The 25,333-nt window shown below is 67.2% G+C and carries 27 protein-coding genes; 15 read left to right on the top strand and 12 right to left on the bottom strand.

Annotated features, from left to right (window positions below; all coding sequences use genetic code 11):
- Nucleotides 1–33: 33 nt before the first annotated feature.
- Genes L978_RS00210 through L978_RS00200 form a run of 3 tightly spaced genes read left to right on the top strand, consistent with a single transcriptional unit; the run spans nt 34 to nt 2,319 of the window.
- Nucleotides 34–651 carry a TetR/AcrR family transcriptional regulator gene (locus L978_RS00210; protein WP_047519106.1) on the top strand — a complete coding sequence of 206 codons (618 nt, stop codon included), beginning with the start codon at nt 34–36 and terminating at the stop codon, nt 649–651.
- A gap of 52 nt (nt 652–703) precedes the next feature.
- Nucleotides 704–1,339 carry a DUF4166 domain-containing protein gene (locus tag L978_RS00205; RefSeq protein ID WP_047519104.1) on the top strand — a complete coding sequence of 212 codons (636 nt, stop codon included), beginning with the start codon at nt 704–706 and terminating at the stop codon, nt 1,337–1,339.
- Nucleotides 1,336–2,319 carry an epimerase gene (locus tag L978_RS00200; protein ID WP_047519102.1) on the top strand — a complete coding sequence of 328 codons (984 nt, stop codon included), beginning with the start codon at nt 1,336–1,338 and terminating at the stop codon, nt 2,317–2,319. The genes L978_RS00205 and L978_RS00200 overlap by 4 nt, the downstream gene beginning before the upstream one ends.
- A gap of 163 nt (nt 2,320–2,482) precedes the next feature.
- Here L978_RS00200 and L978_RS00195 read toward each other — a convergent pair whose 3' ends face one another.
- The 4 genes from L978_RS00195 to L978_RS00180 form a co-directional block, all read right to left on the bottom strand.
- Nucleotides 2,483–3,655 carry an IS701 family transposase gene (locus L978_RS00195; RefSeq protein WP_047519100.1) on the bottom strand — a complete coding sequence of 391 codons (1,173 nt, stop codon included), beginning with the start codon at nt 3,653–3,655 and terminating at the stop codon, nt 2,483–2,485.
- A gap of 76 nt (nt 3,656–3,731) precedes the next feature.
- On the bottom strand, nt 3,732–4,121 hold the full coding sequence (locus tag L978_RS00190) for a PLDc N-terminal domain-containing protein (RefSeq protein WP_047519098.1): 390 nt from the start codon (nt 4,119–4,121) through the stop codon (nt 3,732–3,734).
- A gap of 71 nt (nt 4,122–4,192) precedes the next feature.
- A complete protein-coding gene (locus L978_RS00185; protein ID WP_047519096.1) occupies nt 4,193–5,122 on the bottom strand; it encodes an aldo/keto reductase in 930 nt (309 codons plus the stop codon).
- A 29-nt stretch (nt 5,123–5,151) separates the two neighbouring features.
- Nucleotides 5,152–5,382: a helix-turn-helix domain-containing protein gene (locus tag L978_RS00180; RefSeq protein ID WP_231554940.1), complete on the bottom strand. Its 231-nt coding sequence runs from the start codon at nt 5,380–5,382 to the stop codon at nt 5,152–5,154.
- 94 nt (nt 5,383–5,476) lie between these two features.
- Here L978_RS00180 and L978_RS00175 point away from each other — a divergent pair, with 94 nt between their 5' ends.
- From L978_RS00175 to L978_RS00165, 3 genes are read left to right on the top strand one after another with little or no spacing between them, the layout of a single operon-like run.
- Complete coding sequence (locus L978_RS00175) at nt 5,477–5,851, top strand: helix-turn-helix domain-containing protein (protein WP_231554939.1); 375 nt, start codon at nt 5,477–5,479, stop codon at nt 5,849–5,851.
- Between the two features lie 45 nt (nt 5,852–5,896).
- Nucleotides 5,897–6,292 carry an ImmA/IrrE family metallo-endopeptidase gene (locus L978_RS00170; protein ID WP_047519094.1) on the top strand — a complete coding sequence of 132 codons (396 nt, stop codon included), beginning with the start codon at nt 5,897–5,899 and terminating at the stop codon, nt 6,290–6,292.
- 20 nt (nt 6,293–6,312) lie between these two features.
- Nucleotides 6,313–6,915 carry a GNAT family N-acetyltransferase gene (locus L978_RS00165; RefSeq protein WP_047519090.1) on the top strand — a complete coding sequence of 201 codons (603 nt, stop codon included), beginning with the start codon at nt 6,313–6,315 and terminating at the stop codon, nt 6,913–6,915.
- A gap of 4 nt (nt 6,916–6,919) precedes the next feature.
- Here the strand turns inward: L978_RS00165 and L978_RS00160 are convergent, their stop codons facing one another.
- Nucleotides 6,920–7,123, bottom strand: coding sequence for a hypothetical protein (locus L978_RS00160; RefSeq protein WP_047519089.1), 204 nt, complete (start codon nt 7,121–7,123; stop codon nt 6,920–6,922).
- A gap of 90 nt (nt 7,124–7,213) precedes the next feature.
- Here L978_RS00160 and L978_RS00155 point away from each other — a divergent pair, with 90 nt between their 5' ends.
- Nucleotides 7,214–7,825 (top strand): flavodoxin family protein, encoded by a 612-nt coding sequence (locus tag L978_RS00155; RefSeq protein ID WP_047519086.1) that lies wholly within the window; start codon nt 7,214–7,216, stop codon nt 7,823–7,825.
- On the opposite strand, the gene L978_RS00150 is transcribed toward L978_RS00155, so the two are convergent.
- Nucleotides 7,797–8,333 (bottom strand): GNAT family N-acetyltransferase, encoded by a 537-nt coding sequence (locus tag L978_RS00150; protein ID WP_052193222.1) that lies wholly within the window; start codon nt 8,331–8,333, stop codon nt 7,797–7,799. The genes L978_RS00155 and L978_RS00150 overlap by 29 nt on opposite strands.
- A gap of 115 nt (nt 8,334–8,448) precedes the next feature.
- Here L978_RS00150 and L978_RS00145 point away from each other — a divergent pair, with 115 nt between their 5' ends.
- Nucleotides 8,449–8,838: a hypothetical protein gene (locus L978_RS00145; RefSeq protein ID WP_047519085.1), complete on the top strand. Its 390-nt coding sequence runs from the start codon at nt 8,449–8,451 to the stop codon at nt 8,836–8,838.
- A 134-nt stretch (nt 8,839–8,972) separates the two neighbouring features.
- Here L978_RS00145 and L978_RS00140 read toward each other — a convergent pair whose 3' ends face one another.
- The 5 genes from L978_RS00140 to nrdH all read right to left on the bottom strand — a co-directional run bounded on the left by L978_RS00140 (nt 8,973) and on the right by nrdH (nt 15,623).
- The gene (locus L978_RS00140; RefSeq protein ID WP_047519081.1) at nt 8,973–10,982 is read right to left on the bottom strand and encodes a prealbumin-like fold domain-containing protein; all 2,010 of its coding nucleotides are present in this window, start codon (nt 10,980–10,982) and stop codon (nt 8,973–8,975) included.
- 792 nt (nt 10,983–11,774) lie between these two features.
- Nucleotides 11,775–12,752, bottom strand: a complete 978-nt coding sequence (gene nrdF / locus L978_RS00135; RefSeq protein WP_017828866.1) for a class 1b ribonucleoside-diphosphate reductase subunit beta — start codon at nt 12,750–12,752, stop codon at nt 11,775–11,777.
- A gap of 55 nt (nt 12,753–12,807) precedes the next feature.
- Nucleotides 12,808–14,952, bottom strand: coding sequence for a class 1b ribonucleoside-diphosphate reductase subunit alpha (gene nrdE / locus L978_RS00130; protein WP_047519077.1), 2,145 nt, complete (start codon nt 14,950–14,952; stop codon nt 12,808–12,810).
- Nucleotides 14,949–15,383 carry a class Ib ribonucleoside-diphosphate reductase assembly flavoprotein NrdI gene (nrdI, locus tag L978_RS00125; RefSeq protein ID WP_047519075.1) on the bottom strand — a complete coding sequence of 145 codons (435 nt, stop codon included), beginning with the start codon at nt 15,381–15,383 and terminating at the stop codon, nt 14,949–14,951. The genes nrdE and nrdI overlap by 4 nt, the downstream gene beginning before the upstream one ends.
- A 6-nt stretch (nt 15,384–15,389) precedes the next feature.
- The gene (nrdH, locus tag L978_RS00120; protein WP_047519073.1) at nt 15,390–15,623 is read right to left on the bottom strand and encodes a glutaredoxin-like protein NrdH; all 234 of its coding nucleotides are present in this window, start codon (nt 15,621–15,623) and stop codon (nt 15,390–15,392) included.
- A 434-nt stretch (nt 15,624–16,057) separates the two neighbouring features.
- Between nrdH and L978_RS00115 the strand changes: the two genes are divergently transcribed.
- The 6 genes from L978_RS00115 (at nt 16,058) to L978_RS00090 (ending at nt 22,025) form a co-directional block, all read left to right on the top strand.
- Entirely contained in the window at nt 16,058–17,221 is a 1,164-nt protein-coding gene (locus L978_RS00115; RefSeq protein ID WP_052193221.1) for an MFS transporter, read from the top strand.
- Entirely contained in the window at nt 17,218–18,135 is a 918-nt protein-coding gene (locus tag L978_RS00110; RefSeq protein WP_047519071.1) for a sugar kinase, read from the top strand. Before L978_RS00115 ends, L978_RS00110 begins: the two co-directional genes overlap by 4 nt.
- A gap of 30 nt (nt 18,136–18,165) precedes the next feature.
- Nucleotides 18,166–18,924, top strand: a complete 759-nt coding sequence (locus L978_RS00105) for an alpha/beta fold hydrolase (protein WP_047519069.1) — start codon at nt 18,166–18,168, stop codon at nt 18,922–18,924.
- Nucleotides 18,921–20,081, top strand: a complete 1,161-nt coding sequence (locus tag L978_RS00100) for an acyl-CoA dehydrogenase family protein (RefSeq protein WP_047519067.1) — start codon at nt 18,921–18,923, stop codon at nt 20,079–20,081. Before L978_RS00105 ends, L978_RS00100 begins: the two co-directional genes overlap by 4 nt.
- A gap of 85 nt (nt 20,082–20,166) precedes the next feature.
- Entirely contained in the window at nt 20,167–20,634 is a 468-nt protein-coding gene (locus L978_RS00095; RefSeq protein WP_047519065.1) for an Lrp/AsnC family transcriptional regulator, read from the top strand.
- A complete protein-coding gene (locus L978_RS00090) occupies nt 20,631–22,025 on the top strand; it encodes an aspartate aminotransferase family protein (RefSeq protein ID WP_047519063.1) in 1,395 nt (464 codons plus the stop codon). Before L978_RS00095 ends, L978_RS00090 begins: the two co-directional genes overlap by 4 nt.
- Before the next feature lie 170 nt (nt 22,026–22,195).
- Here L978_RS00090 and L978_RS00085 read toward each other — a convergent pair whose 3' ends face one another.
- Nucleotides 22,196–23,737 (bottom strand): PucR family transcriptional regulator, encoded by a 1,542-nt coding sequence (locus L978_RS00085; protein ID WP_081996872.1) that lies wholly within the window; start codon nt 23,735–23,737, stop codon nt 22,196–22,198.
- Nucleotides 23,738–23,834: 97 nt separating this feature from the next.
- Here L978_RS00085 and L978_RS00080 point away from each other — a divergent pair, with 97 nt between their 5' ends.
- The gene (locus L978_RS00080; RefSeq protein ID WP_047519059.1) at nt 23,835–25,319 is read left to right on the top strand and encodes a CoA-acylating methylmalonate-semialdehyde dehydrogenase; all 1,485 of its coding nucleotides are present in this window, start codon (nt 23,835–23,837) and stop codon (nt 25,317–25,319) included.
- The last annotated feature ends 14 nt before the right edge of the window (nt 25,320–25,333 follow it).

Raw genomic sequence — 25,333 nt, 5'->3', positions numbered from 1 at the left:
CACTTGGAAGTTTTAGTTCGCTAGACTCCTCTCATGGCCGCCGATACGCCCGAGCGCTCTGCGCTTCCCCGCCCGCGCGGCGCCTACGCCAAGGGGATCGCTCGACGACAGGAGATTCTCGATCGCGCCATCGAGGTCTTCGCCGAACGCGGCGCCGACCGCACGAGCCTGCGCGCCATAGCCCGTGAAGTCGGGGTCACGCACGCCGCCCTCACGCACTATTTCGGGTCGCTGGAGGAGCTCCTCGTCGCGGTCTACGAAGAGAGCAACGCGCCGGGTCGGCAGGCCGGCTCCCCACCGGAAGACGCGACACCGGTCGAGATGATGATCGAGTCGGCGCGCATCAACCGCGCCATCCCGGGACTCGTGCAGCTGTACTCGACGCTCGTCGCCTCGGCGCTCGAAGAAGGGCACCCCGCTGCTCGCACGTTCGCCACGGGGCGTTTCGCGCGGCTCCGCGCACGGCTCGCCGAGACCGTCCGACAGCAGCAGGCGGAAGGGCGGATTCGCGCGGATGTCGACGCGGACGCCGTCGCCGCACTCGTCGTCGCCGCGTCCGACGGCCTGCAGACGCAGTGGTTGCTGGACGAGTCCGCCCCACAGCATGAAGCGCTCGCACTCCTCGACCGCCTGCTGCGTCCGACAGACTGAACGCCCGGAGCCGTCGGACGGGACCCGCCGACCATCGAGTTAGGCTCGAGGGGTGACGTTCGTGCCGCAGTCCCCGTACGCCCGGGCCCTCGGTGAACGGATCAACGAGCTGCACCCCCGCCTGCGCTCCTACTTCGCCGCGATCCCCGACGGCGCGGTCGGCATCGGCGAAGGCGTGTTCCAGCGGGTCGGCACTCCCCGTCGTTGGCTCTGGCCTCTGCTGCGGCCCCTCGAACACCGCGGCGTGGTCGCCTCCGGGTGGGAGCACGACGTGCCGTTCCACATCGAGAACCGCACGGTCGCTTCACGCGCCATCGGGGAACGCACTTTCCGGTTCGCCCGAGGAACGTGGGTGATGCGCGATGCCGTGGCCCTCACGCAGCGCGGACGCGTGGTCGACGAACTCGGAGAACCGGGCCTCATCGCCGCGTGCTTCGACGTCGAGACGAAGGACGGCGCACTCCGGCTCACCAGCACCGCGGTCGGGGTGCGTCTCGGACGGCTCCGGCTCCGCATCCCGCGCCTGATCTCACCGACCATCCGCCTGACCGAGCGCTTCGACGACACCCTCGACCGCCAGCGTGTGAGCCTCACCGTCCACGTTCCCCTGATCGGCCGCGTGTACGAGTACCGGGGCCACTTCCACTATCGCGTCGAGCCGGCCACCACGAAGGAGCAGAGCGCATGAGCACAGACGACATCGGCGCGGGACGGGTCGTCATCGGCGGGTCCACGGGGTTCATGGGGACCTATCTGGCTCCGCGCCTCCGCGCTGCAGGTCGCGAGGTGGTGACGATCTCGCGCTCGGGCGCCGATATCCGGTGGGGTGACCAGGTCGAGATCGATCGCGCGGTCGACGGCGCGACGCTGGTGATCGGCCTCGCCGGCAAGAGCGTCAACTGCCGCTACACCCCCGAGAACCGCGCCGAGATCTTCCGCTCACGACTCGACACCACCGCCTCCTTGCGCACCGCGATCGCGCGGGCCACGACGCCTCCCCCGCTGTGGGTGAACTCCTCGACCGCCACGATCTACCGTCACGCCGAGGACCGCCCGATGACCGAGTCCACGGGCGAGATCGGCACCGGCTTCTCCGTCGAGGTCGCGAAGGCGTGGGAACAGGCGCTGTTCGCCGAAGAGCTCCCGGCCACACGTCGGGTCGCTCTGCGCAGCACGATCGTCCTCGGTCACGGCGGCGTGCTCGAACCGTTGAAGACCCTCACACGCCTCGGCCTCGGCGGTCCGCAGTACGACGGGCGCTGGCCGGTGAGCGTCGCTCGCCGCGCGGCAGGAACAGGACACTTCCCGGGGGCACGCCGCGGTCGTCAGCGCTTCAGCTGGGTGCACATCGAAGACGTCGCCCGCATCATCGACTTCCTCGAGCGGACGCCGGCACTGGAGGGACCGGTCAACGCGGCCGCCCCGCATCCCGTCGACAACGTCGAGTTCATGGCGACCGTGCGCCGCGCGCTGGGCGCTCGGATCGGTCCGCCGATGCCCCGCTGGATGCTGGAGCTCGGCGCCATCGGCATCCGGACCGAGACCGAGCTGGTCCTGAAGAGCCGATGGGTGCTCCCCGAGAAGCTCACCGCCGCCGGGTTCGAGTTCCGTCACCCGCAGCTGGAGGAAGCGATCCGCGAATCGTTCGACCGCCCGCACGCCGCCTAGTACTACAGTCGCGTTTATGGCGTGTGTCCGCGGCGTAGATAATGGTGTCGTCGGGCGGTGTGTTGGTGTTTTCGGCGCCAGCGTGACCGGTGGAGCACTCGCGCGGGGTCGGCGGGCGCATTCAGCACGAGCGCGGCGATGAGGTGTCGGATCTCGGGCAGGCTCAGCTCGACGAGGTCTCCGTCTTTGTCTCCTCGAGCCCCCTTTTTGACCGGGTGACGGTGAGGAAGGCGTGGGCGAGCATGGAGAGCGTGATGTGCCGGTACCAGCCGGTGTACTGCCGGACTTGGTAGTGGTCCAGCCCGGTCTGCCCTTTCGCCGTTTGGAAGGTCTCCTCGATCGCCCATCTCGCGCCGGCGACGCGGACCAGCTCGCCCAAGGCGACGCGCTTGGGGCCGTGGCAGAGGTAGTACGCGAGCTCTGACGGGTCGGTGAGGCTGCGGCGGGCGAGGAGCCAGTACTCGGCATCCGGGTCGCGTTCCCCGTTGATCCGGGCGCGTGCCCACGCGTATCGGCGGTCGCCTTTCGAGCCCGCGCCGGCGGACCTGGTCCGCCACGCCGTGGCTGGGAGCTCGCCGATGAGCGCGTCGGCGCGGTACTCCTTCCCGAGGATCGACACGGTGGTCTTCGCGATCACCCGCTGGCTGGACGGCACGGCGAGCACGTACGACATCCCGCGATCCTCGAGCGCCTTGCGGAGCCGGTAGTACTGGCCGTAGACGGCGTCGCCAGTCACCCATGATGCGGGGACGTCGGCATCGATCGCGCGGGCCAGCATGCCCATCGCGAGCTCCGGCTTCGTCTGAAACCCGCGCTCCTTCGGGACACCGGCGCGGGCGCAGCGGGCACGGTCCTCGGTCCACGTCTTCGGCAGATACAGCTCCCGATCCAGGAACGTCCGGCCCGTGGGTGTCGAGTACGTCAGGAAGACGCCGACCTGCGCGTTCTCGATCCGTCCCGCCGTGCCCGTGTACTGCCTGGCCACGCCCGCGGACCGGTCGCCTTTCTTCAAGAACCCGGTCTCATCGACGATCAGGATTCCGGCACGGTCGCCGAGGTGCTCGACCACGTAGGAGCGGAGATCGTCACGGACCAGGTCGGGATCCCAGTCCGTGGTCGACAACAGCCGCTGCATCGGATCCGGCGTCACCTGACCGGCGTGCTCCGACAGCGTCCACGAGTTCTTCCGCTCCTGCTCCGACAGCAGCCCTCGCACATACGCGACAGCGTTCCGGCGCGGCTCCGAACGAGCGAACCGCGGCCCGATCAGACCAGCGACCTCATCCAGCTCCGCCGCCCACTCCCGCACATCCGCCACAGCAATATCGTCACCCACCGCCAAGGGTTAACACGATCATCACCCACAACGGCGCTAACGCGCCGCACCACGCGAAATAAACGCGACTGTAGTACTAGGAGGTCGAGCCGACGGATCCTGACGGGGCTTCGCCGTCCCGTCGGCGCTTCTCGATCTCTTGCCGAAGACGCCATTCCTCGATCTCACGGTCGAGATCGGCGATCTGCTCCTCCGTGGTCCGCCGATCCACCGGCGGGGCCGGTCGCACATCGGTCTGCGGCGAGGACCTTTCCGCTCGCCGCATCCGCGGGATCGGGATGCCCGCATCGCCGTACTCGCGGCCGATCGCGAACCACAGTGCGCTTCCGATGAGCGGCAGCAGGATGACGATGATGATCCATACCATCTTCGGCAGGTGCTTCACCTGAGAGTTGTCGCGGGTGATGATGTCGATCAGCGCACCGATCATCAGGGCGATGACGAGGAGCGAGAACAGGAACGGCATGAACTCAGGGTAGACGACGCCGGGCCGTCTCGCCTCGCCCCGCTGCGGCCCGGATCCCGCGCCTCGGACGGCTACGGAAGCAGGTGCCCGGCCGCGCGGAACAGTTCGTACCACTCGGGCCGCGTGAGCACGACATCGGCACCCGCCGCCGCATCCTGCACCCGCTGCGGCGTCGTGGTCCCGAGCACGACCTGCATGCCGGCCGGATGCCGGGTGATCCACGCGGTCGCGATCGCGATCGGTGTCACGCCGTGCGCTGCCGCGAGACGATCGATCACGGCGTTCAGCTCGGGGTACTCGGGGTTGCCGAGGAAGACACCGTGCGAGAATCCGTCCTGGAACGGCGACCACGCTTGGATCGTGATGCCGTTGATCCGGCAGTACTCCACGAGACCTCCGCCGTCGCGGACGACGCTCTGCCCGTGGCCGGCCATGTTCGCCGCCACCGGTTGCGCGAGCAGGGGCGCATGGGTGAGCGACAGCTGCAGCTGGTTCGCGACCAGCGGCTGCCGGACTGCCGTGCGGAGAAGGTCGATCTGCCGCGGCGTGTGGTTGGAGACGCCGAACGCCTTCACCTTGCCCGCGGCTTCGAGGTCGTCGAATGCGCGGGCGACCTCGTCGGGTTCGACCAGGATGTCGGGGCGGTGGAGCAGCAGCACATCGAGACGATCGGTGCGCAGCGCCGCCAGCGACCCCTCGACCTGACGCACGATGTGCTCGTAGGAGAAGTCGAACATCCCCTGCGCCGGCACGATGCCGCACTTGGTCTGCAGCACGATCTCGTCGCGCTCGGATGCGCTGAGCTGCAACGCGTCTGCGAAGCGCGCCTCGCAGTGGTGCATGCTCCCGCCGTAGATGTCCGCATGATCGAAGAAGTCGATGCCCGCGTCTCGCGCCGCCGCGTACAGCGTCCGGACGTGCGCATCGTCTTTGTCGTGGATGCGCATCATGCCGGCGATGACGGCGGGAGCGGTGGTGGATCCGAAAGGCACGGTCTTCATGCGGACCACGCTACTCCGCACGACAGACTTCACCCATCGTCAGCGGCCGACGCCGGCAGAAGCGCGGTCACCGTCACCTCCAGCACCTCGGCGATGGCCGCCAGATCGACCACGGTGAAGTCCGCCTTCGCGTCGAGGAGATTCGCCAACCTGCTCGTGCCGATCCCCGAGCGATGCGCCAGGTCTGCGAAGGTCACGCCGGCGTGCAGACGCGCTCCTTCCACTTCGTATGCCAACAAATGACGCAGATCTGTCCCCATACGCCTACGCTACCGCTCCGCACGGACACTCACCGCCGCCGAATGAACCAGAATGGCAGCATTCTGGCTTCGGAGCGCTGCTATCGTGAGCCGGGTGAAGACAGCTGCTGAGGAGTTCAACGAAGCCGTGGGCCGCCAGATGCGCGCGGAGATCGCCGCCTCCCGGAGCAGCATCGCCGCGATGGCTCGCGGGATCGGGATCGCACGCAGCGCCCTCGACAACTACGTCACCGGCAAGCGCGCGATCCCCGTTCCGGTGGTCTACTCCGTCTGCGCCACGCTCGGTGTCGATCCTCACGTGCTGCTCGCCCGTGCGGAGGAGCGACTCCGCGCGGACGGCGAACCCACTGCGCGCATCACGCCGCTCCGCCGCACACCCGATGTCACCGGTCCACGCGAAGATAGCCGCGAAGTCGCCTTCGAATCCCGCGTCCGCCACGACGCCGACTCGGACGACCTCTACGACTGATCCGGCCACCAGGGGCCGGCACGGACCGGGACGAGGAGGAGCATCATGCAGCACCTCGTCCGCCTCGCCGAGGAGCGGCGGTTGCGCATCGTCGAACGCCCTGGCCGCACCCGGGGTGGCTTCGACCCCGAGACACGCACGATCCGCCTCGCGCCGGGGATGAGCAGCCGAACGATGCGCAGCGTCCTCGCGCACGAACTCGGCCACGCCCACCTGGGGCACCGTCCCACTTCGGCTCCCGTGCTCCGCGCACAGCAGGAACGTCGCGCCGACGAGTGGGCGGCGCGACAGCTCATCACCTCGCGCGCCTACGCCGAGGCCGAAGCCGTCCGCGGCCCGCACCTCGCCAGCCTCGCGTTCGAGCTGGGCGTCACGGTCGAGCTGGTCGCCGCGTTCCAGCGTTTGCTGAGCGAGGGCGCCGTCCCGCTCGCGGTCTCCTGACGCGCTGGTTGAATATCCTCATGGCTTTCCTCGTCGCTCCCGCCCCTGTCACCCTCACCGGAGAACTCGTCGAGCTTCGTCCGCTCGCACGCTCGCACGTCGACGGCCTCATCGACGCGGTGCAGGAAGGCGACCTGTGGAAGACGGCGTGGTACACCTCGGTTCCCGCGCCGGACGGGGTCGCCGCCGAGGTCGAACGGCGGATGGGACTCATCGACAAGGGCGAGATGGTGCCCTTCACCGTCTTCGACGCCGCGGGCCGCATCCTCGGGCTCACCTCGTACTACGACATCGTCGCGGATGTCCCGCGGCTGCACATCGGCTACACCTGGAACCGGCCATCCGCGCACGGGACCGGCACGAACGCGGAATCGAAGCTGCTGTTGCTCCGCCACGCGTTCGAGTCACTCGGGGCGTTCCGTGTCGGGCTCACCACGCAGTGGGTGAACTTCCAGTCCCGCGCGGCCATCGAACGACTCGGGGCCAAACAGGACGGCGTGATGCGCGCGATGAGCCGCTATCGCAACGGCGCGTTGCGCGACAGCGTGGAGTACTCGATCATCGAGCCGGAATGGCCCGCCGTCAGGGCGAACCTCGAGGCGAGACTCGCCAAGCGGCGGTGAGGGGTCACTCGGTGGGGTTGCCCGACCAGTTCTTCGACCGGCGGGTAGCCGAACCGCCCTCGCGGAGCATGAACGCCATGGCCAGAGTCACCAGCAGGAGGCCGCCGCAGAACGCGAGCGCCTGGAACGCCGGCAGCCCGAACGAGATGCCCATCAGCAGGATTCCTCCGATGAAGAGGATCATGAAGAAGAGGAAGCTGAGAATCACGGGATCTCCTGTCGTCGGTGCCGTTTACCAGGATAGCCCGGACACGGGAAGCCCCTGTGCACCCGCCGTCGATTCTGGTCTGCTCGGAGCATGAAGACACCACTCTCCGCGGTCGCCGTCTCCTGCACGCTGAAGCCGTCGCCCGCTGCCTCCAGTTCCGACCTCCTCGCGACCCAGGTGCTCGACGCCCTCGCCGCGCACGGCGTCACCGGCGATCTCGTCCGCGCGGTCGACCTCACCCTGAGCCCTGGCGTGGAGAAGGACATGGGCGGCGACGACGAGTGGCCGGGCATCCGACGGCGTGTGCTGGACGCCGACATCCTCGTCTTCGTCACCCCGACCTGGATGGGACAGCACTCGAGCGTCGCACAGCGCGTGCTCGAGCGGCTCGATGCCGAGCTCGGCGAGACCGATGCCCGCGGCAGGCCGACCCTGTTCGACAAGGTCGCCGTGGCCGGCATCGTGGGGAACGAGGACGGGGCGCACCACATCGCGGCGATCCTGTTCCAGTCCCTGAACGACGTGGGTTACACGATTCCGGCCCAGGGCTCGGTCTACTGGAACGGCGAGGCCATGCACACGACCGACTACAAAGACCTGGAGGAGACTCCGGAAAAGGTCGCATCGGCGATCAGCACGGCCGCGCGCAACGCCGCCCACCTCGCGAGGGCGCTCAAGGCCCAGGAGTATCCGGCGGGCTGACCTCTGACGTGCTGGTGAGTGGCAGGGCCCACTCGTTCATGGTCAGCTCCGCGCCGCGGAACCGCTCGGTGACGGTCCCCGCCAAGGTGAAGCCGTTGCGTCGGCAGACCCCGTTCGACGCGGCATTCCCGACCTCGGGGAAGGCAGTCAGGAAGCGCCGGCCCGCTCGATGCGCACGAGCGTCGTCGACGACGAGCGCCAAGGCGTTCGACGCCACCCCGCGTCCTTGCGCTTCGGGCAGGACGAACCATCCGCTCTCCAGCGCCGGCTCCTTCCGCCACTCCACGTGCCAATGTCCGATCGATCCGAGCGCCGAGCCCCGGGCATCCTCGATCACGAACATCCGCGCCTCACCGGCCTCAACCAGACGCAGATAGCGGGCGTGGCGCTCCGTGATCTGGTCTTCGGTCTCGGGGCCGCCCAGATGATCGGTCATTGCCGGGGTGTTCGCGGCGTGCAGCAGATCGAGGTCGTCTTCCGACCAGAGCCGGAGTCGCAGGTGATCCATCCTTGGATGATCGCAGGCGCCTCCGACATCAGCGCCTCGTCCGCGCGCTAGCGTGAGTCGCGTAGGCGAGGGGCCACCGATGGAACCGAATCGCGCCGAGTGACGGATACCCAGTGTGACCAACGACAACGACATCATCCGCGAATCGATCCGGGCTGCGGAGAGGTTCTCCGAGATATTCGAACGACATATCGAGGCGGTCTCGGCCTATGTGGCCCGCCGCGTCGGCCCAGAAGTCCTGTTCCTGCATGCCTGGGGCGACCTCACCTACGAGCAGATCGCGGCCGTGCTCGGCTACGAGACCGACGACGCCCGGTTCCGCCTGACCGTCAATCCCGAGGCCGGAGCGATCGTCAAGATCGAGAAGTTCCTCCTTCGCGCCCTCCCGGAGCTCTGGAACAGGCACACGAAGGACGACCCGCTCGTCGACGTCGGGTCTGCTCCGTTCCTGCCGGCGAACGTGCCGGACTTCTCCGCTTCCTTCACGTCGCTGCCGCTGGGCTGATCACTCGAAAGCCCCCGGCCCGCCGCTCGAGGGGAGCTGCGGGCCGGGGTCTTCGTGGTGACCGACGAGGGATGACGCCGCGCCGCCAGGCGGGGAACCTGCGGATTCTCCGATGGGCGGTGTGCGGGATATTGCTAGCGGGGTGACCTCTCCGTGAGGTCTTCTTTCCGACGTGTTCCGGCCCACATTGCGCCACCGCCGAGGAGAAGCAGCACCAGAACTCCGCCGAGCACCGGCCACACCGGGAACGAAGAGCCCGTGTTCGCAAGTCCGGCCGGTCCCGAAGCGCCGCCAGCAGTCGAATGCTCGCTGTTCGTGAAGGTGCACGTCACATCTGCGCCTGGAGCGATCCGCAGCTGTGCGCCTTCGATCGCCACCGCATTTGCACCGTTCGCACACGCAAGGCTCTGCTGTTGGTACCCTGCCGGCCCCTCCGACTCTGTGAGCGTGTAAACGCCAGCAGCCACCGACGCGGCCGTGACCGATGCCGCGCCACTCCTCCCTGTGATCGGGGTCGGACCATCCGCAGTCAGCGTCCACGCAGACGGTGCAGCGCTCCCCGAAGCCACCTCCTTCACCAAGGTGAGCGTGCCCATCGTGGTTGTGTTCGTGAAGGTACAGGTCACTTCCTGGCCCACGGCAAGCGTGATCCGGTTCCCATCGGTGAGAGGAACCTCAGTCTGCTCGTCGTCCAGGCACACGAGGCCGGTCTGCTCGTACCCCGCCGGCCCGCCCGACTCCGTGAGCGTGTACTCTCCCGGGGCGACCCTCGCATCGGTCACCGAGGCGGCACCCGCCGCACCGCTGATCGTGGAGGGCCCACTTGCCGACAGCGTCCACGCCGTCGGCTCTGCGGCACCCAAATCGACCTGCTTCGAGAGTGTCAGGCCCGCCGTTGTGACGGGCCCGTTCACGAACCTGCAGGTCGCCGCGACTCCCGAGTCGAGATCCAGGAAGCCGTCGGTCGTGATGATGGATTCATCGTCGGCATTCACGCAGCTCAGATCGTTGAGCTCGTAGCCATCAGGGACGTTCGTTTCGGTCAGCCGGTAGAGCCCGGGCTCGATCTCACCGAGATCGAGGGTCCCGGTGCCACCGCTTGTCGTGATCGAGAATTCAGTACTGCGGCTCGGGTCATCGACGGGCGGATCCTGCCCTTGGTCCTGTTCAACCAGCTCGAAGCCGAACTCTCCATCCGGCATGTCCTCAACGAGCTTCTCCACCGAGATCGTCGCCGGAATGATCCTCCCCAGCATGCAGAGCATCGTCGTCTCGGATTCCGGGGTGTACACCACGGGACCAGCCAGCACATTCGTGGAATCGCAGGTGCCGCCGACGACCGGTGCCCAGCCTCCGATACCCACTCGCACTGACGTCTCGCCCCAGGTGAGCGTTTCTGACGGATCGGTCGGATCCACAGGCACGACATACAAGCTGTCCGCGCAGGCCACCCGCTGCGTCGTCACCGGGTTCAAGGAACTCGGAAGGTTCGGGTCGTTGAACGTAAACGATGCCGGACCCGTGTTGTATCCGTTGACGTATGCCGGGACGGTGGTTCCGCCCGCGAACGAGTTCGTCTCGCCGGGTTGGAACTGACAGTCAGCCGTTGTCGGTACGGGGTCGCCAGGCAGCTGGAACTGCTCAGGGCTCTCCTGCAGCCGAATCCGGTACGACGCATCAAGCTGCTCCTGTGCGAGTGTGTACGGGTTCGTGATGGTCATCGACGCGTCGAGGTTGACCCAGTGCAGACCGTTCTGGATCGTGTTGTTGAAGTGCGTGAAGCGCCCGATCTCGAAATAGTCGCCCACCGGGGACGCGGCAGTGATGCCTTCGAAGCCCAAGCCGCTGCTCTGCTCAGGCGACGGCCAGCACGGCGGGGTCGGACTGCTCAGAACGCTGAGCTGCGTACCTGAACGCACCTGATTGGATGCCCCCCACGCCGTCGACTGGTTGTTCGTCGGCGAGAAGGTCGCTGGATCGCCGGTACCGTAGTTCACGCACAGCGGCGCTGTCGTTCCGTCGGGGCGGGAGGGACTGCTGAACGAACCGACGGACCGCACGAGCAGGTCATTGCTCCCCACAGCGGATGCCGTCACGCTCGGGACCGCCACCAACAGCATCACCCCGAGCGCGGCTGCGGTCACCCCTGCCCAGATTCTGGTTCGTTGCCTTTTCATAAGCCCCCCCCCGGTGCGGCTTCTTCGGTGGTGGCGTCAAAAATCCGGCCACGGTGCCGCAGAAGTCGAAGCATAACATGACCTTAGGCCTTAGGCCTTAGGCCTTAGGTGTATGCTTGTGGTGCGATTGATGCACCGCGATCGACGCACCTCCCGGAAGCGCCGACGCGATCAGTGCCGTTGCTGTCACTGCCACGGCACTCGTGCGGACTCGTCGGAGCCACCTCGACACACGGCACACCGACAGGTTCGTCGGTCGCCCAGGCCCACAACGAACCTGCACCCCTGCGGCCTGATCACCGAAGAACCGAAAGGCGGCATCCCATGGCCCCCTCGATCAAGCCGACCGCACCGGTTCAGGCGACCCCGGCAGCTCCCGCCGCAGACGTTACCCCGGCCTTGCCTGACGCACCGCGAAGGCGCGGGACCGGCGGCCTGTACCCGCGCCTTCTGGGAGCGCAAGTATCCGAAGCCATGTATACGGCAGTGAAGACTGAAGTAGCCCGCCGAACGGCTGCCGGCGAACCCTCCGACGTGGCGTCAATCGGCGCTGTCGTGCGCGAAGCCGTCTCCAAGTACCTCAACATCCCCGCCTGACGGAAAGGCGACGAACTCCGGCAGCCACGACCCGCTGGGCTCGTCTGACTGAATGGCGCGCGTCAGAGAAATTGCAAGAAGGGTCGCGGAATCAGAGAATTCCGCGACCCTTGCAGCATCAAACCTGGGTTGTGAAAGACATCAGCCGAGACTGCAACGGGCTCAGAAGTCCCAGTCGTCGTCTTCCGTGGCCTCGGCCTTGCCGATGACGTACGACGAGCCCGACCCCGAGAAGAAGTCGTGGTTCTCGTCAGCGTTCGGCGAGAGCGCGGACAGGATCGCCGGGTTCACGTTCGTGACGCTGGAGGGGAACATCGCCTCGTAACCCAGGTTCATCAGGGCCTTGTTGGCGTTGTAGTGCAGGAACTTCTTCACGTCCTCGGTCAGCCCGACGCCGTCGTAGAGGTCCTGCGTGTACTGCACCTCGTTGTCGTAGAGCTCGTACATCAGCGAGAACGTGTAGTCCTTGAGCTCGTCACGACGCTCCTGGGTCTCGTTCTCGAGGCCCTTCTGGAACTTGTAGCCGATGTAATACCCGTGCACGGCCTCGTCGCGGATGATGAGGCGGATCAGGTCGGCCGTGTTCGTCAGCTTCGCCTTGGACGACCAGTAGATCGGCAGGTAGAAGCCCGAATAGAAGAGGAACGACTCCAGCAGGGTGGAGGCCACCTTGCGCTTGAGCGGGTCATCGCCCTGGTAGTAGTCCATGATGATCTGAGCCTTCTTCTGAAGGTTCGGATTCTCGGTCGACCACCGGAACGCCTCGTCGATCTCCTTCGTCGACGCGAGAGTCGAGAAGATCGAGGAGTAGCTCTTCGCGTGCACCGACTCCATGAACGCGATGTTCGTGTACACGGCCTCTTCGTGAGGCGTGATCGCGTCGGGGATCAGCGACACCGCACCCACGGTGCCCTGGATCGTGTCGAGCAGCGTCAGACCGGTGAACACCCGCATGGTGAGCAGCTGCTCGTCGGGGGTGAGCGTGTTCCACGACTGCACGTCGTTCGACAGCGGCACCTTCTCCGGCAGCCAGAAGTTGTTCACCAGACGGTTCCAGACCTCGAGGTCCTTGTCGTCCTGGATGCGGTTCCAGTTGATCGCCTGCACGCTGGAGACCAGCTTGAGTCTTTCAGGGGTCATGTTCTTCGTCGTTTCTCGGGTTTCAGCCGCGTTCTCGGGTCGACAGGTTCTCAGGTCAGAGCATGCACGAGACGCACTCGGCCATGTCGGTGCCCTCGAGCGCCAGCTGGCGCAGACGGATGTAGTAGATCGTCTTGATGCCCTTGCGCCACGCGTAGATCTGCGCCTTGTTGATGTCGCGCGTGGTGGCGGTGTCCTTGAAGAACAGCGTCAGCGACAGACCCTGATCGACGTGCTGGGTGGCCGCCGCGTACGTGTCGATGACCTTCTCGTAGCCGATCTCGTATGCGTCCTGGTAGTACTCCAGGTTGTCGTTCGTCATGAACGCCGCCGGGTAATACACGCGACCGAGCTTGCCTTCCTTGCGGATCTCGATCTTCGACGCGATCGGGTGGATCGACGACGTGGAGTTGTTGATGTACGAGATCGAGCCCGTGGGCGGGACCGCCTGCAGGTTCTGGTTGTAGATGCCGTGCTTCTGGATCGACGCCTTCAGCTCGACCCAGTCCTCCTGCGTCGGGATGTGCTTGCCGGCGAAGAGCTCCTTGACCTTCTCGGTCGCGGGCACCCACGCCTGATCGATGTACTTGTCGAAGAACTCCCCCGACGCGTACTTCGAGTCCTCGAACCCGTCGAACGTCGTACCGCGCTCGATCGCGAGGTTGTTCGAGGCACGCAGCGCGTGGAACAGCACCGTGTAGAAGTAGATGTTCGTGAAGTCGATGCCCTCTTCCGAGCCGTAGTGCACGTGCTCGCGAGCGAGGTAGCCGTGCAGGTTCATCTGGCCGAGGCCGATCGCGTGCGAACGGTCGTTGCCATCCTCGATCGAGCGCACCGAGCCGATGTGGCTCTGGTCGCTGACCGCGGTGAGCGCGCGGATCGCCGTCTCGACGGTCTGGCCGAGGTCGTCGGCATCCATCGACAGCGCGATGTTCATCGAGCCGAGGTTGCAGGAGATGTCCTTGCCGATGTTGTCGTACGACAGGTCGTCGTTGTACGTGGTCGGCGTGTTCACCTGCAGGATCTCGCTGCAGAGGTTGGACATGTTGATCCGACCCTTGATCGGGTTGGCCTTGTTCACCGTGTCCTCGAACATGACGTACGGGTAGCCGGACTCGAACTGGATCTCGGCGACGGTCTGGAAGAACTCGCGCGCGTTGATCTTGGTCTTCTTGATGCGCGGGTCGTCGACCATCTCGCGGTACTTCTCGGTGACCGAGATGTCGCCGAAGGGCACGCCGTAGACCTTCTCGACGTCGTACGGCGAGAACAGGTACATGTCTTCGTCGTTCTTCGCGAGTTCGAACGTGATGTCGGGGACGACGACACCCAGCGACAGGGTCTTGATGCGGATCTTCTCGTCGGCGTTCTCACGCTTCGTGTCGAGGAATCGCATGATGTCGGGGTGGTGCGCGTTGAGGTACACCGCTCCCGCACCCTGACGGGCACCGAGCTGGTTGGCGTAGCTGAAGCTGTCCTCGAGCAGCTTCATCACGGGGATGATTCCGGACGACTGGTTCTCGATCTGCTTGATCGGCGCACCCGACTCGCGGATGTTCGACAGCAGCAGTGCCACGCCGCCACCGCGCTTGGACAACTGCAGCGCGGAGTTGATGCCGCGGGCGATGGACTCCATGTTGTCCTCGATGCGCAGCAGGAAGCAGCTGACGAGTTCACCGCGCTGTGCCTTGCCCGCGTTGAGGAACGTCGGGGTGGCCGGCTGGAAGCGACCGGAGATGATCTCCTCGACGAGGGCGACGGCGAGCTTCTCGTCGCCGTCCGCGAGGCCGAGGGCGGTCATCACGACGCGGTCCTCGAAGCGCTCGAGGTAGCGCTTGCCGTCGAAGGTCTTGAGCGTGTAGCTCGTGTAGTACTTGAACGCACCCAGGAACGTCTCGAAGCGGAACTTCTTGCCGTAGGCGAGGTCGTTGAGCTTCTGGATGAACTCCATCGAGTACTTCTCGATGACGGCACCCTCGTAGTACTCCTTCTCCACGAGGTAGTCCAGGCGCTCCTTGAGCGAGTGGAAGAACACCGTGTTCTGGTTCACGTGCTGAAGGAAGTACTCCCGCGCGGCCCGCTTGTCGGCGTCGAACTGGATCTTCCCGTTCGCGTCGTACAGGTTGAGCATCGCGTTGAGGGCGTGATAGTCGAGTCCCTCGTAGGAGGGGTTCGCCTTGAATGCCACTGTCTCGGTCACTGAAGCTGCCACCGTCGTTCCAATCCGTCGCTCACGCGATCCACATCGTCCTGTGTGCCGAAGATCTCGAGCCGATACAAGTGAGGCACGTGGCACTTGCGGCTGATGATGTCACCGGCGAGGCAGAAGGCATCGCCGAAGTTGGTGTTGCCCGCGGAGATCACACCGCGGAGGTGACGCCGGTTGCGCTCGTCGTTGAGAAACCGGATCACCTGCTTGGGGACGGCGCCCTTCTCGACGCCTCGTCCCACGCCCCCGCCATAGGTGGGGGTGACCAGCACGAAGGGCTCGTCGATGACGAGGTCTTCTTCGTTCCGGTGGAGGGGGATTCGTCGGGCGGGGAGCCCGAGCTTCTCGACGAACCGCGCGGTGTTACCCGACACGCTCGAGAAGTAGATCAGGAGCGGCGCTGCGGTCGCGACGGCGCTCATGGGAGGTCACGCCAGACGAGAGGCGAGCTCGTCGATCTTGTCGGGACGGAAGCCCGACCAGTGGCCCTCGTCGGTGACGACGACAGGTGCCTGCAGGTAGCCGAGCGCCTTGACCTGCTCGAGGGCCGTCGGGTCCTCGGAGAGGTCGAGAACCTCGTACTCGATGCCCTTGGCATCCAGGGCACGGTAGGTCGCGTTGCACTGAACGCAGGAAGGCTTGGTGTAGACCGTGATCGACATCTTTTCGTAACCCCTCAAATCTCTGGCCTGCTTCTCATCAGGCTGTTTCCCGGTAGACCCCCTGCCGGGACTTCAATACTACATATGGGGACCGACATTGGGGGCGACCACAAGGGGTAGTAGTTACATCCGTGTAGTTATCCACCGTTCTCCACGGCCTCAACACAGGTTCTCCACCGTTTCCTCCACAGGCGAAGGCCCCGTCCTGAGGGGCGCGAACCGCGTGAAATCGCGGCTGGGAAGCCCCTGTGAACGATCCATCCACAGGGGGCACCGTACGCCGGTCCTCGGACATTCGGATTCCTGTGGAATTCGTCGTTCGGCGTGTCGCGGCGTGTCGCCGCACGAGCGCTTCCACGACCGCCTCCGAGGCCCGGTACCGTTGTCTCGTGGCGGGATATCGGGATCTTCTTCGCACGCCTGGTGTGGCGCGCATGATCGCGGCTCAGCTGACCGCGCGCTTCCCCAACGGCATGATGTCGCTGGCGATCCTGCTGCACGTCGAGCAGCAGACCGGGTCGTACGGATCGGCCGGACTCGTCCTCGCGGCGACGAGCGTCGGTCAGGCCGTCGCAGGTCCCGTCACGAGTCGGTGGATGGGCGCCTGGGGGATGCGGCGGGTGCTCACCCTGACGCTCGCCGTGTGCGTCGTCGCGGTGCTCGGCCTCGCGGTCCTTCCCCTCGATGTGCCCGGCTACATGGCCCTCGGGATGGTCGCCGGGCTGTCCACCCCGCCGGTCCAGGCCGCGGTCCGCACGATCTACCCGAAGCTCGTCAACTCCTCCCACCTCACTCCGCTGTTCTCCCTCGACGCATCGCTGCAGGAGATCATCTGGGTGCTGGCGCCGGTCGTCATCACGCTCGTGTCCACCCAGGTCGGGACCACGGAGGGCCTTCTGCTCGTCGCGATCGTCCTCGTCGCCGGCGGAGCCTGGTTCATCCTCTCCCCCGAAGTCGGACGCGTGCGGATCCCGCGCAGCCGCCATGCACTGGGCAAGGTCGTCCTCAAGCCGCCGGTCCTGCTGGCGACGGTGATCGGCTTCCTGCTGATCGGCGCCTGTGCCGCCGTGGAGGTGGGCGTGGTGGCCACCTTCGAACACGGAAGCCTGGCGGCCGGACTCATCCTCGCCGTGTTCTCGGCCGGGAGCCTGGCGGGCGGCCTGGCGTTCGGGCACATCCCCATCGGCCCCTGGGCCATGGCTCGCCGTCTGCTGATCGTCACGATCGGACTCGGCCTGACGATGGTCATGCTCAACGTGTTCTGGCTCGGCGGCACCCTGATCCTCGCGGGCATCGGCATCGCCCCCGCCCTCGCCGTCCTCTTCGCCATCACCACCGCGAGTGTGAAGTTCAGCGAGACCGCGGAGGCGTTCGGCTGGGCCGGCACCGGCCAGCTGATCGGCGCGGCCGCCGGTTCCGCCGTCGCCGGCTTCCTCGTCGATGTCAGCGACTGGCGAGGCGCATACCTCGCCGCCACGATCTTCGCGGCGGTCGGGCTGATCGTCTCCGTCGTCTTCGTCCGTTCCTTCCCTGATCTGCGTCATCGCGACGCGAGCCCGCATCCCGACACCGAACCCTTGGCGGTCACTCCTTCATGAACTCCCCTTCCACTCCGAGCTCCACCCCCGAGATCGTCTGCGTCGGCGAGTCCATGGTGTTGATCACCCCGACCGACGCCGGACTCGCCGATGCCCAGGCGACGCTCGGTCTCGCCGGCGCGGAGGCGAATGTGTCCGTCGGCGTCGCCGCCAGCGGACACCGCGCCGCCTGGGCCTCGCGACTCGGCGCGGACCCGATGGGCGACCGGATCACCTCGGAGCTCGAACGTCGTGGCGTGGAGCTGTGGGTCGAACGCGACGAGGACTCCCCGACCGGAGTCATGTTCAAGGACCCCGGCGTCGAGACGTCGACCGTCTACTACTACCGCCGAGGATCGGCCGCCTCGCTCATGGAACCCGGCTTCCTGGCCTCGTCACGGCTCGAGGGTGTGCGCATCGTGCACACGACCGGGATCACCCCCGCCCTCTCCGCGTCCTGCCGGGAGATGACCGATCGGCTCTTCATCGATGCCCGCACGGCGGGCGCTCTCGTGTCCTTCGACGTGAACGACCGCCGTCAGCTGTGGAGCAGGGAAGACGCGGCCGAGACCCTCGCCCGCCTGGCCGACGCTGCCGACGTCGCTTTCGTCGGGCGCGACGAGGCGGAGCGCATCTGGGGGACGGTCTCACCTGCCGAGATCCGTGCGTTCCTGCCGAACTGCGGCCTGCTGGTCGTCAAGGACGGCGACGTGGGGGCGACCGCCTTCGAGGGCGAGTCCGAGCCGGTGTTCGTCCCCGCCCCGGTGGTCGAGGTCGTCGAGCCGGTCGGGGCCGGAGACTCCTTCGCCTCCGGCTTCCTGAGTGCGACCCTCGACGGCGACGATCTCGCCACGCGCCTCTCCGCGGGTCACGCCGCAGCCGAGCGCGTTCTGACGATCGCGGCCGACCTGCCACCTCTGGTTCCGCGCGGCTGACCGCGCCCCCACCGGTCGTAGGCTGGTGCCATGCCCGCACCGCTCACCCTGCCGCGCATCGCCTGGGGCTCCCCCACGGCCTCTCGGCGGGCCCTCCTGGTCCACGGTCTCGGTTCCTCCGGCGCTCTGATGTGGCGCCTCGGCGATGCTCTCGCCACGGCGGGCTGGCATGCGACGGCCGTCGACCTCCGCGGACACGGCGACGCCCCGCGGTCCCTCGACTACAGCGTCGCCGCGTACGGTGCCGATCTCGCGGCGACACAGCCCGATGACCGCGGCCCCTGGGACGCGGTCATCGGTCATTCGCTCGGAGGCGCCGCCAGCACGGTCGCCGCGGCCGCCGCTCCGGAGTGGACGCGGCGCCTGGTCCTGATCGATCCCGCGATCCACGTCGACGGGCGCGATGCCGCCATCGTCAGGAAGAGCCAGGAGCGCGCGTTCGCGGACACACGACTCGAGGTCGTGCAGGAGGAGCATCCGCACTGGCATCCGCAGGATCACGAGCTCAAGATCGACGCGGTACGGCGCACAAGCGCATGGGCGGTGGAGCAGACCAGCGCCCAGAATCAGCCGTGGGACGTGCGAGCCGATGCCGCGCGCCTCACGGTGCCGACCCATGTGATCGGCGCAGACCCCGCCGTCTACAGCATCTTCGCGGGTGCCCTCGCGAAGGAGGTCCTCGCGGCGAACCCGCTGATCACCCTGTCCGTCGTCGAGGGTGCCGGACATTCGCTGCACCGCGACCGCCCCGACGAATCCATCCGGCAGCTTCTGGAGGCACTGGCATGAACGACTTCGATCCCACGACCTTCCTGCCCGACGACCTCCTCGACCGCATCCGCGAACGCGCTCCGATCCACGACCGCGAGAACACCTTCCCCCAACAGGACCTCGAGGAGCTGCGCGACGCGGGCTACCTGTCGATCCTGGTGCCGACGGAACGCGGCGGCGGGGGGCTCGGTCTCGCCGAGGCCGCGATCCTGCAGCAGCGCCTCGCGGGCGCCGCACCGGCGACGGCCCTCGCGATCAACATGCACCTGGTGTGGACCGGCGTCGCGAAGGTCTTCTCCGATCGCGGGGTCCCCGGCCTGGAGTTCGTGCAGGACGGCGCGGTCGCGGGCGAGGTCTTCGCCTTCGGCATCAGCGAGGGAGGCAACGACCTGGTCCTGTTCGGCAGCGACACCGACGCAGTGCCGGACGGCGACGGGGGCTATGCGTTCACCGGAACCAAGATCTTCACCTCCCTCGCTCCGGTGTGGACGAGACTCGGCCTGCACGGACTCGACACCACGAGCGCCGATGCCCCGCAGCTCGTGTTCGCCTTCATCGACCGGACGGATGCGGTGACGACGTCCGACGACTGGGACACGCTGGGCATGCGGGCCACGCAGAGCCGCACCACGCGACTGGACGGCGCCGTGGCGGAGGCCGATCACGTGGTGCGCCGCATCCCGCCCGGACCCAGCCCCGACCCCATCGTGTTCGGCATCTTCTCGGTGTTCGAGATCCTGCTGGCCTCGGTCTACACCGGCATCGCGCGCCGTGCCCTCGAGCTCGCGGTCGCGACCGCGCAGAAGCGGCACTCCAAGAAGACCGGCGCGGCATACAGCCAGGATCCCGACATCCGCTGGCGCATCGCCGACATGTCGATCGCCTACGACGCGCTCCCTCCCCAGATCGCCGCACTCGCCCGCGACGTCGACGACCGCGTCGAACACGGGGCGCGCTGGTTCCCCCTGCTGTCCGGCGTCAAGCACCGCGCGATCACGATGGCGAAGCAGGTCGTGGACGAGGCGATGCTGGTCGCGGGCGGCGGCTCCTACTTCTCGGCGAACGAGCTGTCGCGGCTCTACCGGGACGTCCTGGCCGGCGCGTTCCACCCCTCGGACCCGGAATCCGCGCACTCCACTGCGGCGAGCGCGTTGCTGGGACCGATCGAAAGCTGAGCCTGGACAGCCGATTCCGCCGACATTCGCCCTCGATACGGCGGAATCGGTTGCCAGAGGCGCACTCGAGTGCGAAGATCGCACCATGGGTTCGGTGAAGAAGCATCCCCCTCTCGATGCGATCTCCAAGACGATCATCGAGTTGCTCCAAGAAGACGGCCGTCGCTCCTACTCCGACATCGGACGTGTCGTCGGGTTGAGCGAGGCTGCCGTACGTCAGCGGGTGCAGCGGCTCACCGAGTCCGGCGTGATGCAGATCGTCGCCGTGACCGACCCGATGCAGCTCGGTTTTCCGCGACAGGCCCTGATCGGCATCCGCGTCTCCGGCGACACGCGCCACGTCGCCGAGGCCGTCGCGGCGATCGATGCGGTCGACTACGTGGTCATCACGGTCGGCTCCTTCGACGTGCTCGCCGAGGTCGTCTGCGAAGACGACGACGACCTGCTGGCACTGATCAACGACACCATCCGGCCGATCGACGGAGTCCTCTCCACCGAGACCTTCATCTACGCGAAGCTGCAGAAGCAGCTCTACAACTGGGGGACCAGATGAACACCGCCCGCACCACTCCCTCGGAGTCCGCACTGCAGACGATGGCGAAGGACCATCTGTGGATGCACTTCACGCGCCAGTCGACGATGGCCGAGTCCGGTGTGCCGATCATCGTGAAAGGCGAAGGTCACCGGATCTGGGACGCGAAGGGAAAGGAGTACTTCGACGGGCTCGCCGGCCTGTTCGTCGTGAACGCCGGGCACGGTCGACGTCGGCTGGCCGAGGCCGCTGCCGCACAGGCATCCGAGTTGTCGTTCTTCCCGCTGTGGTCCTATGCCCACCCGGCGGCGATCGAGCTGGCCGACCGTCTCGCCGATGAAGCGCCCGGTGACCTCAACCGCGTCTTCTTCTCGACGGGTGGCGGCGAGGCCGTCGAGACCGCGTTCAAGCTGGCCAAGCACTACTGGAAGCTGCAGGGGAAGCCCACCAAGCACAAGGTCATCTCGCGCGCGGTCGCCTACCACGGCACTCCGCAGGGAGCGCTGGCGATCACCGGCATCCCGGCGATGAAGTCGATGTTCGAGCCGGTCACGCCCGGAGGCTTCCGCGTGCCCAACACGAACTTCTACCGCGCGGCCGAGATGGGAGGACCCGCCGACGACCTCGAAGCCTTCGGCCGGTGGGCGGCCGATCGCATCGAGGAGATGATCCTGTTCGAGGGGGCCGACACGGTCGCCGCGGTCTTCCTGGAGCCGGTGCAGAACTCCGGAGGGTGCTTCCCTCCCCCTCCCGGCTACTTCGCCCGGGTGCGCGAGATCTGCGACCGCCACGATGTCCTGCTCGTCTCGGACGAGGTCATATGCGCGTTCGGTCGCCTCGGCCACACGTTCGCCTGCACGGGGCTCGGGTATGTGCCCGACATGATCACCTGCGCCAAGGGGATGACGAGCGGGTACTCCCCGATCGGCGCGACGATCATCAGCGACCGCATCTACGAGCCGTTCTCGCACGGCGACGTGTCGTTCCCACACGGTTACACGTTCGGCGGGCACCCCGTCTCGGCTGCGGTCGCGCTGGAGAACCTCGCGATCTTCGACGAGGAGGGACTCAACGCCCACGTGCGTGAGAACTCGCCGCTCTTCCGCGCCGAGCTCGAGAAGCTGCTCGACCTGCCGCTGGTCGGCGACGTCCGCGGGGACGGCTACTTCTTCGGCATCGAACTCGTCAAGGACAAGGGCACGAAGGAGACCTTCGACGACGCCGAGTCCGAGCGTCTGCTGCGCGGCTTCCTCTCCCCCGCGTTGTTCGAGGCCGGACTGTACTGCCGCGCCGACGACCGCGGCGACCCCGTCATCCAGCTCGCGCCTCCACTCACGGTGGGCCCCTCGGAGTTCCGCGAGATCGAGCAGATCCTCCGGGACGTGCTGACCCGCGCGCAGTCCGCACTGTAGACCCCGTCCCGTCGTCGAGACCCCGTCCTGTCGTCGAACCCCGTCCTGTCGTCGAGACCCCGTCCTGTCGTCGAGACCCCCGGTGGTGCACGCGACCTGGCGGGGGTCTCGACGCGGAGAGGGGGTCTCGGCATCAGAGTGAGAGGGAGAGTGAGAGAGAGACGGCGCGTTCAACCGTGCGCAGCACTACGCCGTGCGGTGAGGGCGAGGTGCAGAGCCGCGAGGGTCTCCCCGTCGTCGAGGTCGGCACCCAGCAGCTCGGCGATCAGGGTGAGGCGCTGGTAGAACACGGACCGGGACAGATGGCTCGCTGCCGCCGCTGCTGACCGGTTGCCGGGGTGTGCGACGAGCGCCGCCAGCACATCCACGAGGTCGCCGCGGCGCTCCCGGTCATGCTCGACGAGCGGCGCGAGCATCCGTTCGCTGTGCTCGTGAAGCCGATGATCGTCCCGCAACGAAGCGACGAGCCGTTCGAGGGGGCGATCCTCGACCCTGCGCACACGAGGACCGGCACCCGGATGATCCCCTGCCGCGAGGTCTCGGGCGATGCGCAGGGAGGCGAGGAGTCCGAGGACGTCCTCCGCGGACGGACCGACGAACACGGTACGGTCGGGGCCCACGATGCGCGAGATCATGGCATCGGTGAAGGGCACGGATGCCGGCACCGAGAGCAGCGCGACATCGTGGGAGTCCACGCGGGCCGCTACCACCGCGCACCCCGCCTGACGCGCCCGATAGGCGAGCTCGCTCGCCGACACCGCCCCGTGCGCGACGATGCCGTGGCAGTGATGCCCGTCGAACACGAAGCCACCGGCGGCGAGACGGGCGGCGATGTCGGCGGGGCTCGCGAACCGCGCTCCGAGCAGGTCGTCGATGAGTCCGCTCTGCGCCAGGATCGACCACTCGGCATCGCCCCCGTCGGCGAGGCACCCGAAGGCCAGCGCCGTCGCCCCCTGTTCGAGCACCGTGAGTCTGCCTGCCGGGTGCGCGGGACCCTGCAGCGCCGACAGCGTTCCCCAACGCACCCCTCGCGCCTGCACGGGTACCGACTCCCCGTCATCGGCGAGCCGCGCGAGCACCTCGACGATGGGCACGCGAAGAGGTTCGACGGCGATCACCTCGTGCGCGAGATTCTGCAGCACCACCGGAGACCCCAGTGCCCGCGCGGTCTCCGCGACCACCACGTCCGCCGGAGCGCCCTGGAGGCTGAGCGCCGTAAAGAGTTCGTGCAGGCGCTGACGCTCGGAGAGGGCGTCGGTCTGCGCGGAGATCAGCGCTCGATGCACGGCCTCGGTCACGGCCACGAACTTGACCTCGCTCGTCAGCACGATCAGCGCGAGTCCGGTCTCGGCGCACTCCTCGGCCACCGCATCCGGCACCCGGGCATGCGACGCGCCGAGTTCCAGGACGATCCCCGCAATGCCCGCGCGACGCAGTCCTCGGACGAAAGCCCTCTGCTCCTCCGCCTCCTCCGGCCACCCTGCGCCCGTGCTCAGCAGCAGTTCGCCGCCGTCGAGCAGTCGGGCGACACCGGCGCTGTCGGAGACGTGAGCCCAGCGCACTTCGGCGTCGAGTGCGGCCCCACCGACGAGGACTTCCGGCACCCCGGCCTGCACCACCGGCTCCGCGAGGACCTCGGCGACCGTGAGCAGGGCGGTGGCACGGATCGGACGATCTGTCCGATCCGACGCGAAGTCCTGACGGTCTGACATCGCTATTGTCCCCCAGACTCTGTGAACATTGAGAAACACCAGCGTAGCGAACCTCGGTCAGAGTGTTCGAGATCACTTCACCACTCGGAGGAACACCGTGGACATCGTCCGTCACGTCATCAACGGAGTGGAGACCGCCGAGGCGGCTCGCACCGGCCAGGTCTTCGATCCCGCCACCGGCGAGGTCTCCAAGCACGTCGCCCTCGCCTCGTCCGCCGAGGTCGAATCCGCCATCTCCGCCGCAGCGGCCGCCCTGCCCGCATGGCGCGAGACGAGCCTGATCAAGCGCGCCGACGTCTTCTTCCGCCTGCGGCAGCTCCTCAAGGAGCGCACCCCCGAACTCGCCGCGATCGTCACGTCCGAGCACGGCAAGGTGCTCTCGGATGCCGCGGGCGAGGTGTCGCGCGGTATCGAGAACGTCGAGTTCGCCGCCGGCCTCGTGCACCTCCTCAAGGGGGAGCGCAGTGAGCAGGTCGCCCGCGGCGTCGATGTCCACTCCGTCAAGCAGCCCGTCGGTGTGGTGGCGGCGATCACGCCCTTCAACTTCCCCGTGATGGTGCCGCTGTGGATGATCGCCTCTGCGATCGCCTGCGGAAACACGGTCGTCCTCAAGCCCAGCGAGAAGGATCCCTCCGCCGCCGTGTGGATCGCGAAGCTGTTCGCCGAGGCCGGGCTTCCCGACGGAGTGCTCAACGTCGTCAACGGAGACAAGGAAGCTGTCGACGCGCTCCTGGAGTCGCCTCGGGTGAACGCCGTCAGCTTCGTGGGGTCGACCCCGATCGCCCGCTCGATCTACCAGCGCGCCTCGGCCGCGGGGAAGCGGGTGCAGGCGCTCGGCGGCGCGAAGAACCACATGGTGGTGATGCCGGATGCCGATATCGACGCCGCCGCCGATGCCGCGGTCTCCGCCGCCTACGGTTCTGCCGGGGAACGCTGCATGGCCGTCTCCGTGCTCGTCGCCGTGGGTGACATCGCCGACGACCTGGTCTCTGCGATCGCCTCGCGCATCGACGGCCTGAAGATCGGCCCCGGTACCGATGCCGCGAGCGAGATGGGTCCCCTCATCACGCGCGAGCACCGCGACAAGGTCGCCTCCTACGTGACGGGAGCTGACGCCGAGGGAGCGACCGTCGTCGTGGACGGCACGCAGAAGTCCTTCGGTTCCGAGGGGTTCTTCCTCGGCGTCAGCCTGATCGACCGGGTCGCGCCGGGCATGAAGGTCTACGACGATGAGATCTTCGGGCCGGTGCTGTCCGTGGTGCGCGTGGAGACCTACGCCGAAGCCGTCGAGCTCGTGAACGCGAACGCCTATGGCAACGGGACCGCGATCTTCACCCGCGACGGCGGCACCGCACGCCAGTACGAGTTCGACATCGAGGTCGGCATGGTCGGCGTGAACGTCCCGATCCCGGTGCCGATCGGTGCCTACTCGTTCGGCGGATGGAAGGACTCGCTGTTCGGCGACTCGCACATCTACGGTCCCGAGTCCGTGCACTTCTACACCCGCTCCAAGGTCGTCACGACCCGCTGGCCGGACCACACCCCGTCGCAGATCGACCTCGGCTTCCCGAGCAACCACTGACTGGAGCGACCACG

The sequence above is a fragment of the Microbacterium sp. ZOR0019 genome (assembly GCF_000800925.1).
GTDB lineage: Bacteria > Actinomycetota > Actinomycetes > Actinomycetales > Microbacteriaceae > Microbacterium > Microbacterium aurugineum.
This window is presented reverse-complemented; position numbering and strand designations above follow the sequence as displayed.

What these genes read in the sequence shown, in the direction of transcription:
- L978_RS00210 (WP_047519106.1), top strand. Translation starts at nt 34, where the DNA reads ATGGCCGCCGATACGCCCGAGCGCTCTGCGCTTCCCCGCCCGCGCGGC.
- L978_RS00200 (WP_047519102.1), top strand. Translation starts at nt 1,336, where the DNA reads ATGAGCACAGACGACATCGGCGCGGGACGGGTCGTCATCGGCGGGTCC.
- L978_RS00190 (WP_047519098.1), bottom strand. Translation starts at nt 4,121, where the DNA reads ATGCCGTTCCTGTTCTCGCTCCTCGTCATCGCCCTGATGATCGGTGCG.
- L978_RS00185 (WP_047519096.1), bottom strand. Translation starts at nt 5,122, where the DNA reads ATGAAGACCGTGCCTTTCGGATCCACCACCGCTCCCGCCGTCATCGCC.
- L978_RS00180 (WP_231554940.1), bottom strand. Translation starts at nt 5,382, where the DNA reads ATGGGGACAGATCTGCGTCATTTGTTGGCATACGAAGTGGAAGGAGCG.
- L978_RS00170 (WP_047519094.1), top strand. Translation starts at nt 5,897, where the DNA reads ATGCAGCACCTCGTCCGCCTCGCCGAGGAGCGGCGGTTGCGCATCGTC.
- L978_RS00165 (WP_047519090.1), top strand. Translation starts at nt 6,313, where the DNA reads ATGGCTTTCCTCGTCGCTCCCGCCCCTGTCACCCTCACCGGAGAACTC.
- L978_RS00155 (WP_047519086.1), top strand. Translation starts at nt 7,214, where the DNA reads ATGAAGACACCACTCTCCGCGGTCGCCGTCTCCTGCACGCTGAAGCCG.
- L978_RS00150 (WP_052193222.1), bottom strand. Translation starts at nt 8,333, where the DNA reads ATGGATCACCTGCGACTCCGGCTCTGGTCGGAAGACGACCTCGATCTG.
- nrdF (WP_017828866.1), bottom strand. Translation starts at nt 12,752, where the DNA reads ATGACCCCTGAAAGACTCAAGCTGGTCTCCAGCGTGCAGGCGATCAAC.
- nrdI (WP_047519075.1), bottom strand. Translation starts at nt 15,383, where the DNA reads ATGAGCGCCGTCGCGACCGCAGCGCCGCTCCTGATCTACTTCTCGAGC.
- nrdH (WP_047519073.1), bottom strand. Translation starts at nt 15,623, where the DNA reads ATGTCGATCACGGTCTACACCAAGCCTTCCTGCGTTCAGTGCAACGCG.
- L978_RS00115 (WP_052193221.1), top strand. Translation starts at nt 16,058, where the DNA reads ATGATCGCGGCTCAGCTGACCGCGCGCTTCCCCAACGGCATGATGTCG.
- L978_RS00110 (WP_047519071.1), top strand. Translation starts at nt 17,218, where the DNA reads ATGAACTCCCCTTCCACTCCGAGCTCCACCCCCGAGATCGTCTGCGTC.
- L978_RS00105 (WP_047519069.1), top strand. Translation starts at nt 18,166, where the DNA reads ATGCCCGCACCGCTCACCCTGCCGCGCATCGCCTGGGGCTCCCCCACG.
- L978_RS00100 (WP_047519067.1), top strand. Translation starts at nt 18,921, where the DNA reads ATGAACGACTTCGATCCCACGACCTTCCTGCCCGACGACCTCCTCGAC.
- L978_RS00095 (WP_047519065.1), top strand. Translation starts at nt 20,167, where the DNA reads ATGGGTTCGGTGAAGAAGCATCCCCCTCTCGATGCGATCTCCAAGACG.
- L978_RS00090 (WP_047519063.1), top strand. Translation starts at nt 20,631, where the DNA reads ATGAACACCGCCCGCACCACTCCCTCGGAGTCCGCACTGCAGACGATG.
- L978_RS00085 (WP_081996872.1), bottom strand. Translation starts at nt 23,737, where the DNA reads ATGTCAGACCGTCAGGACTTCGCGTCGGATCGGACAGATCGTCCGATC.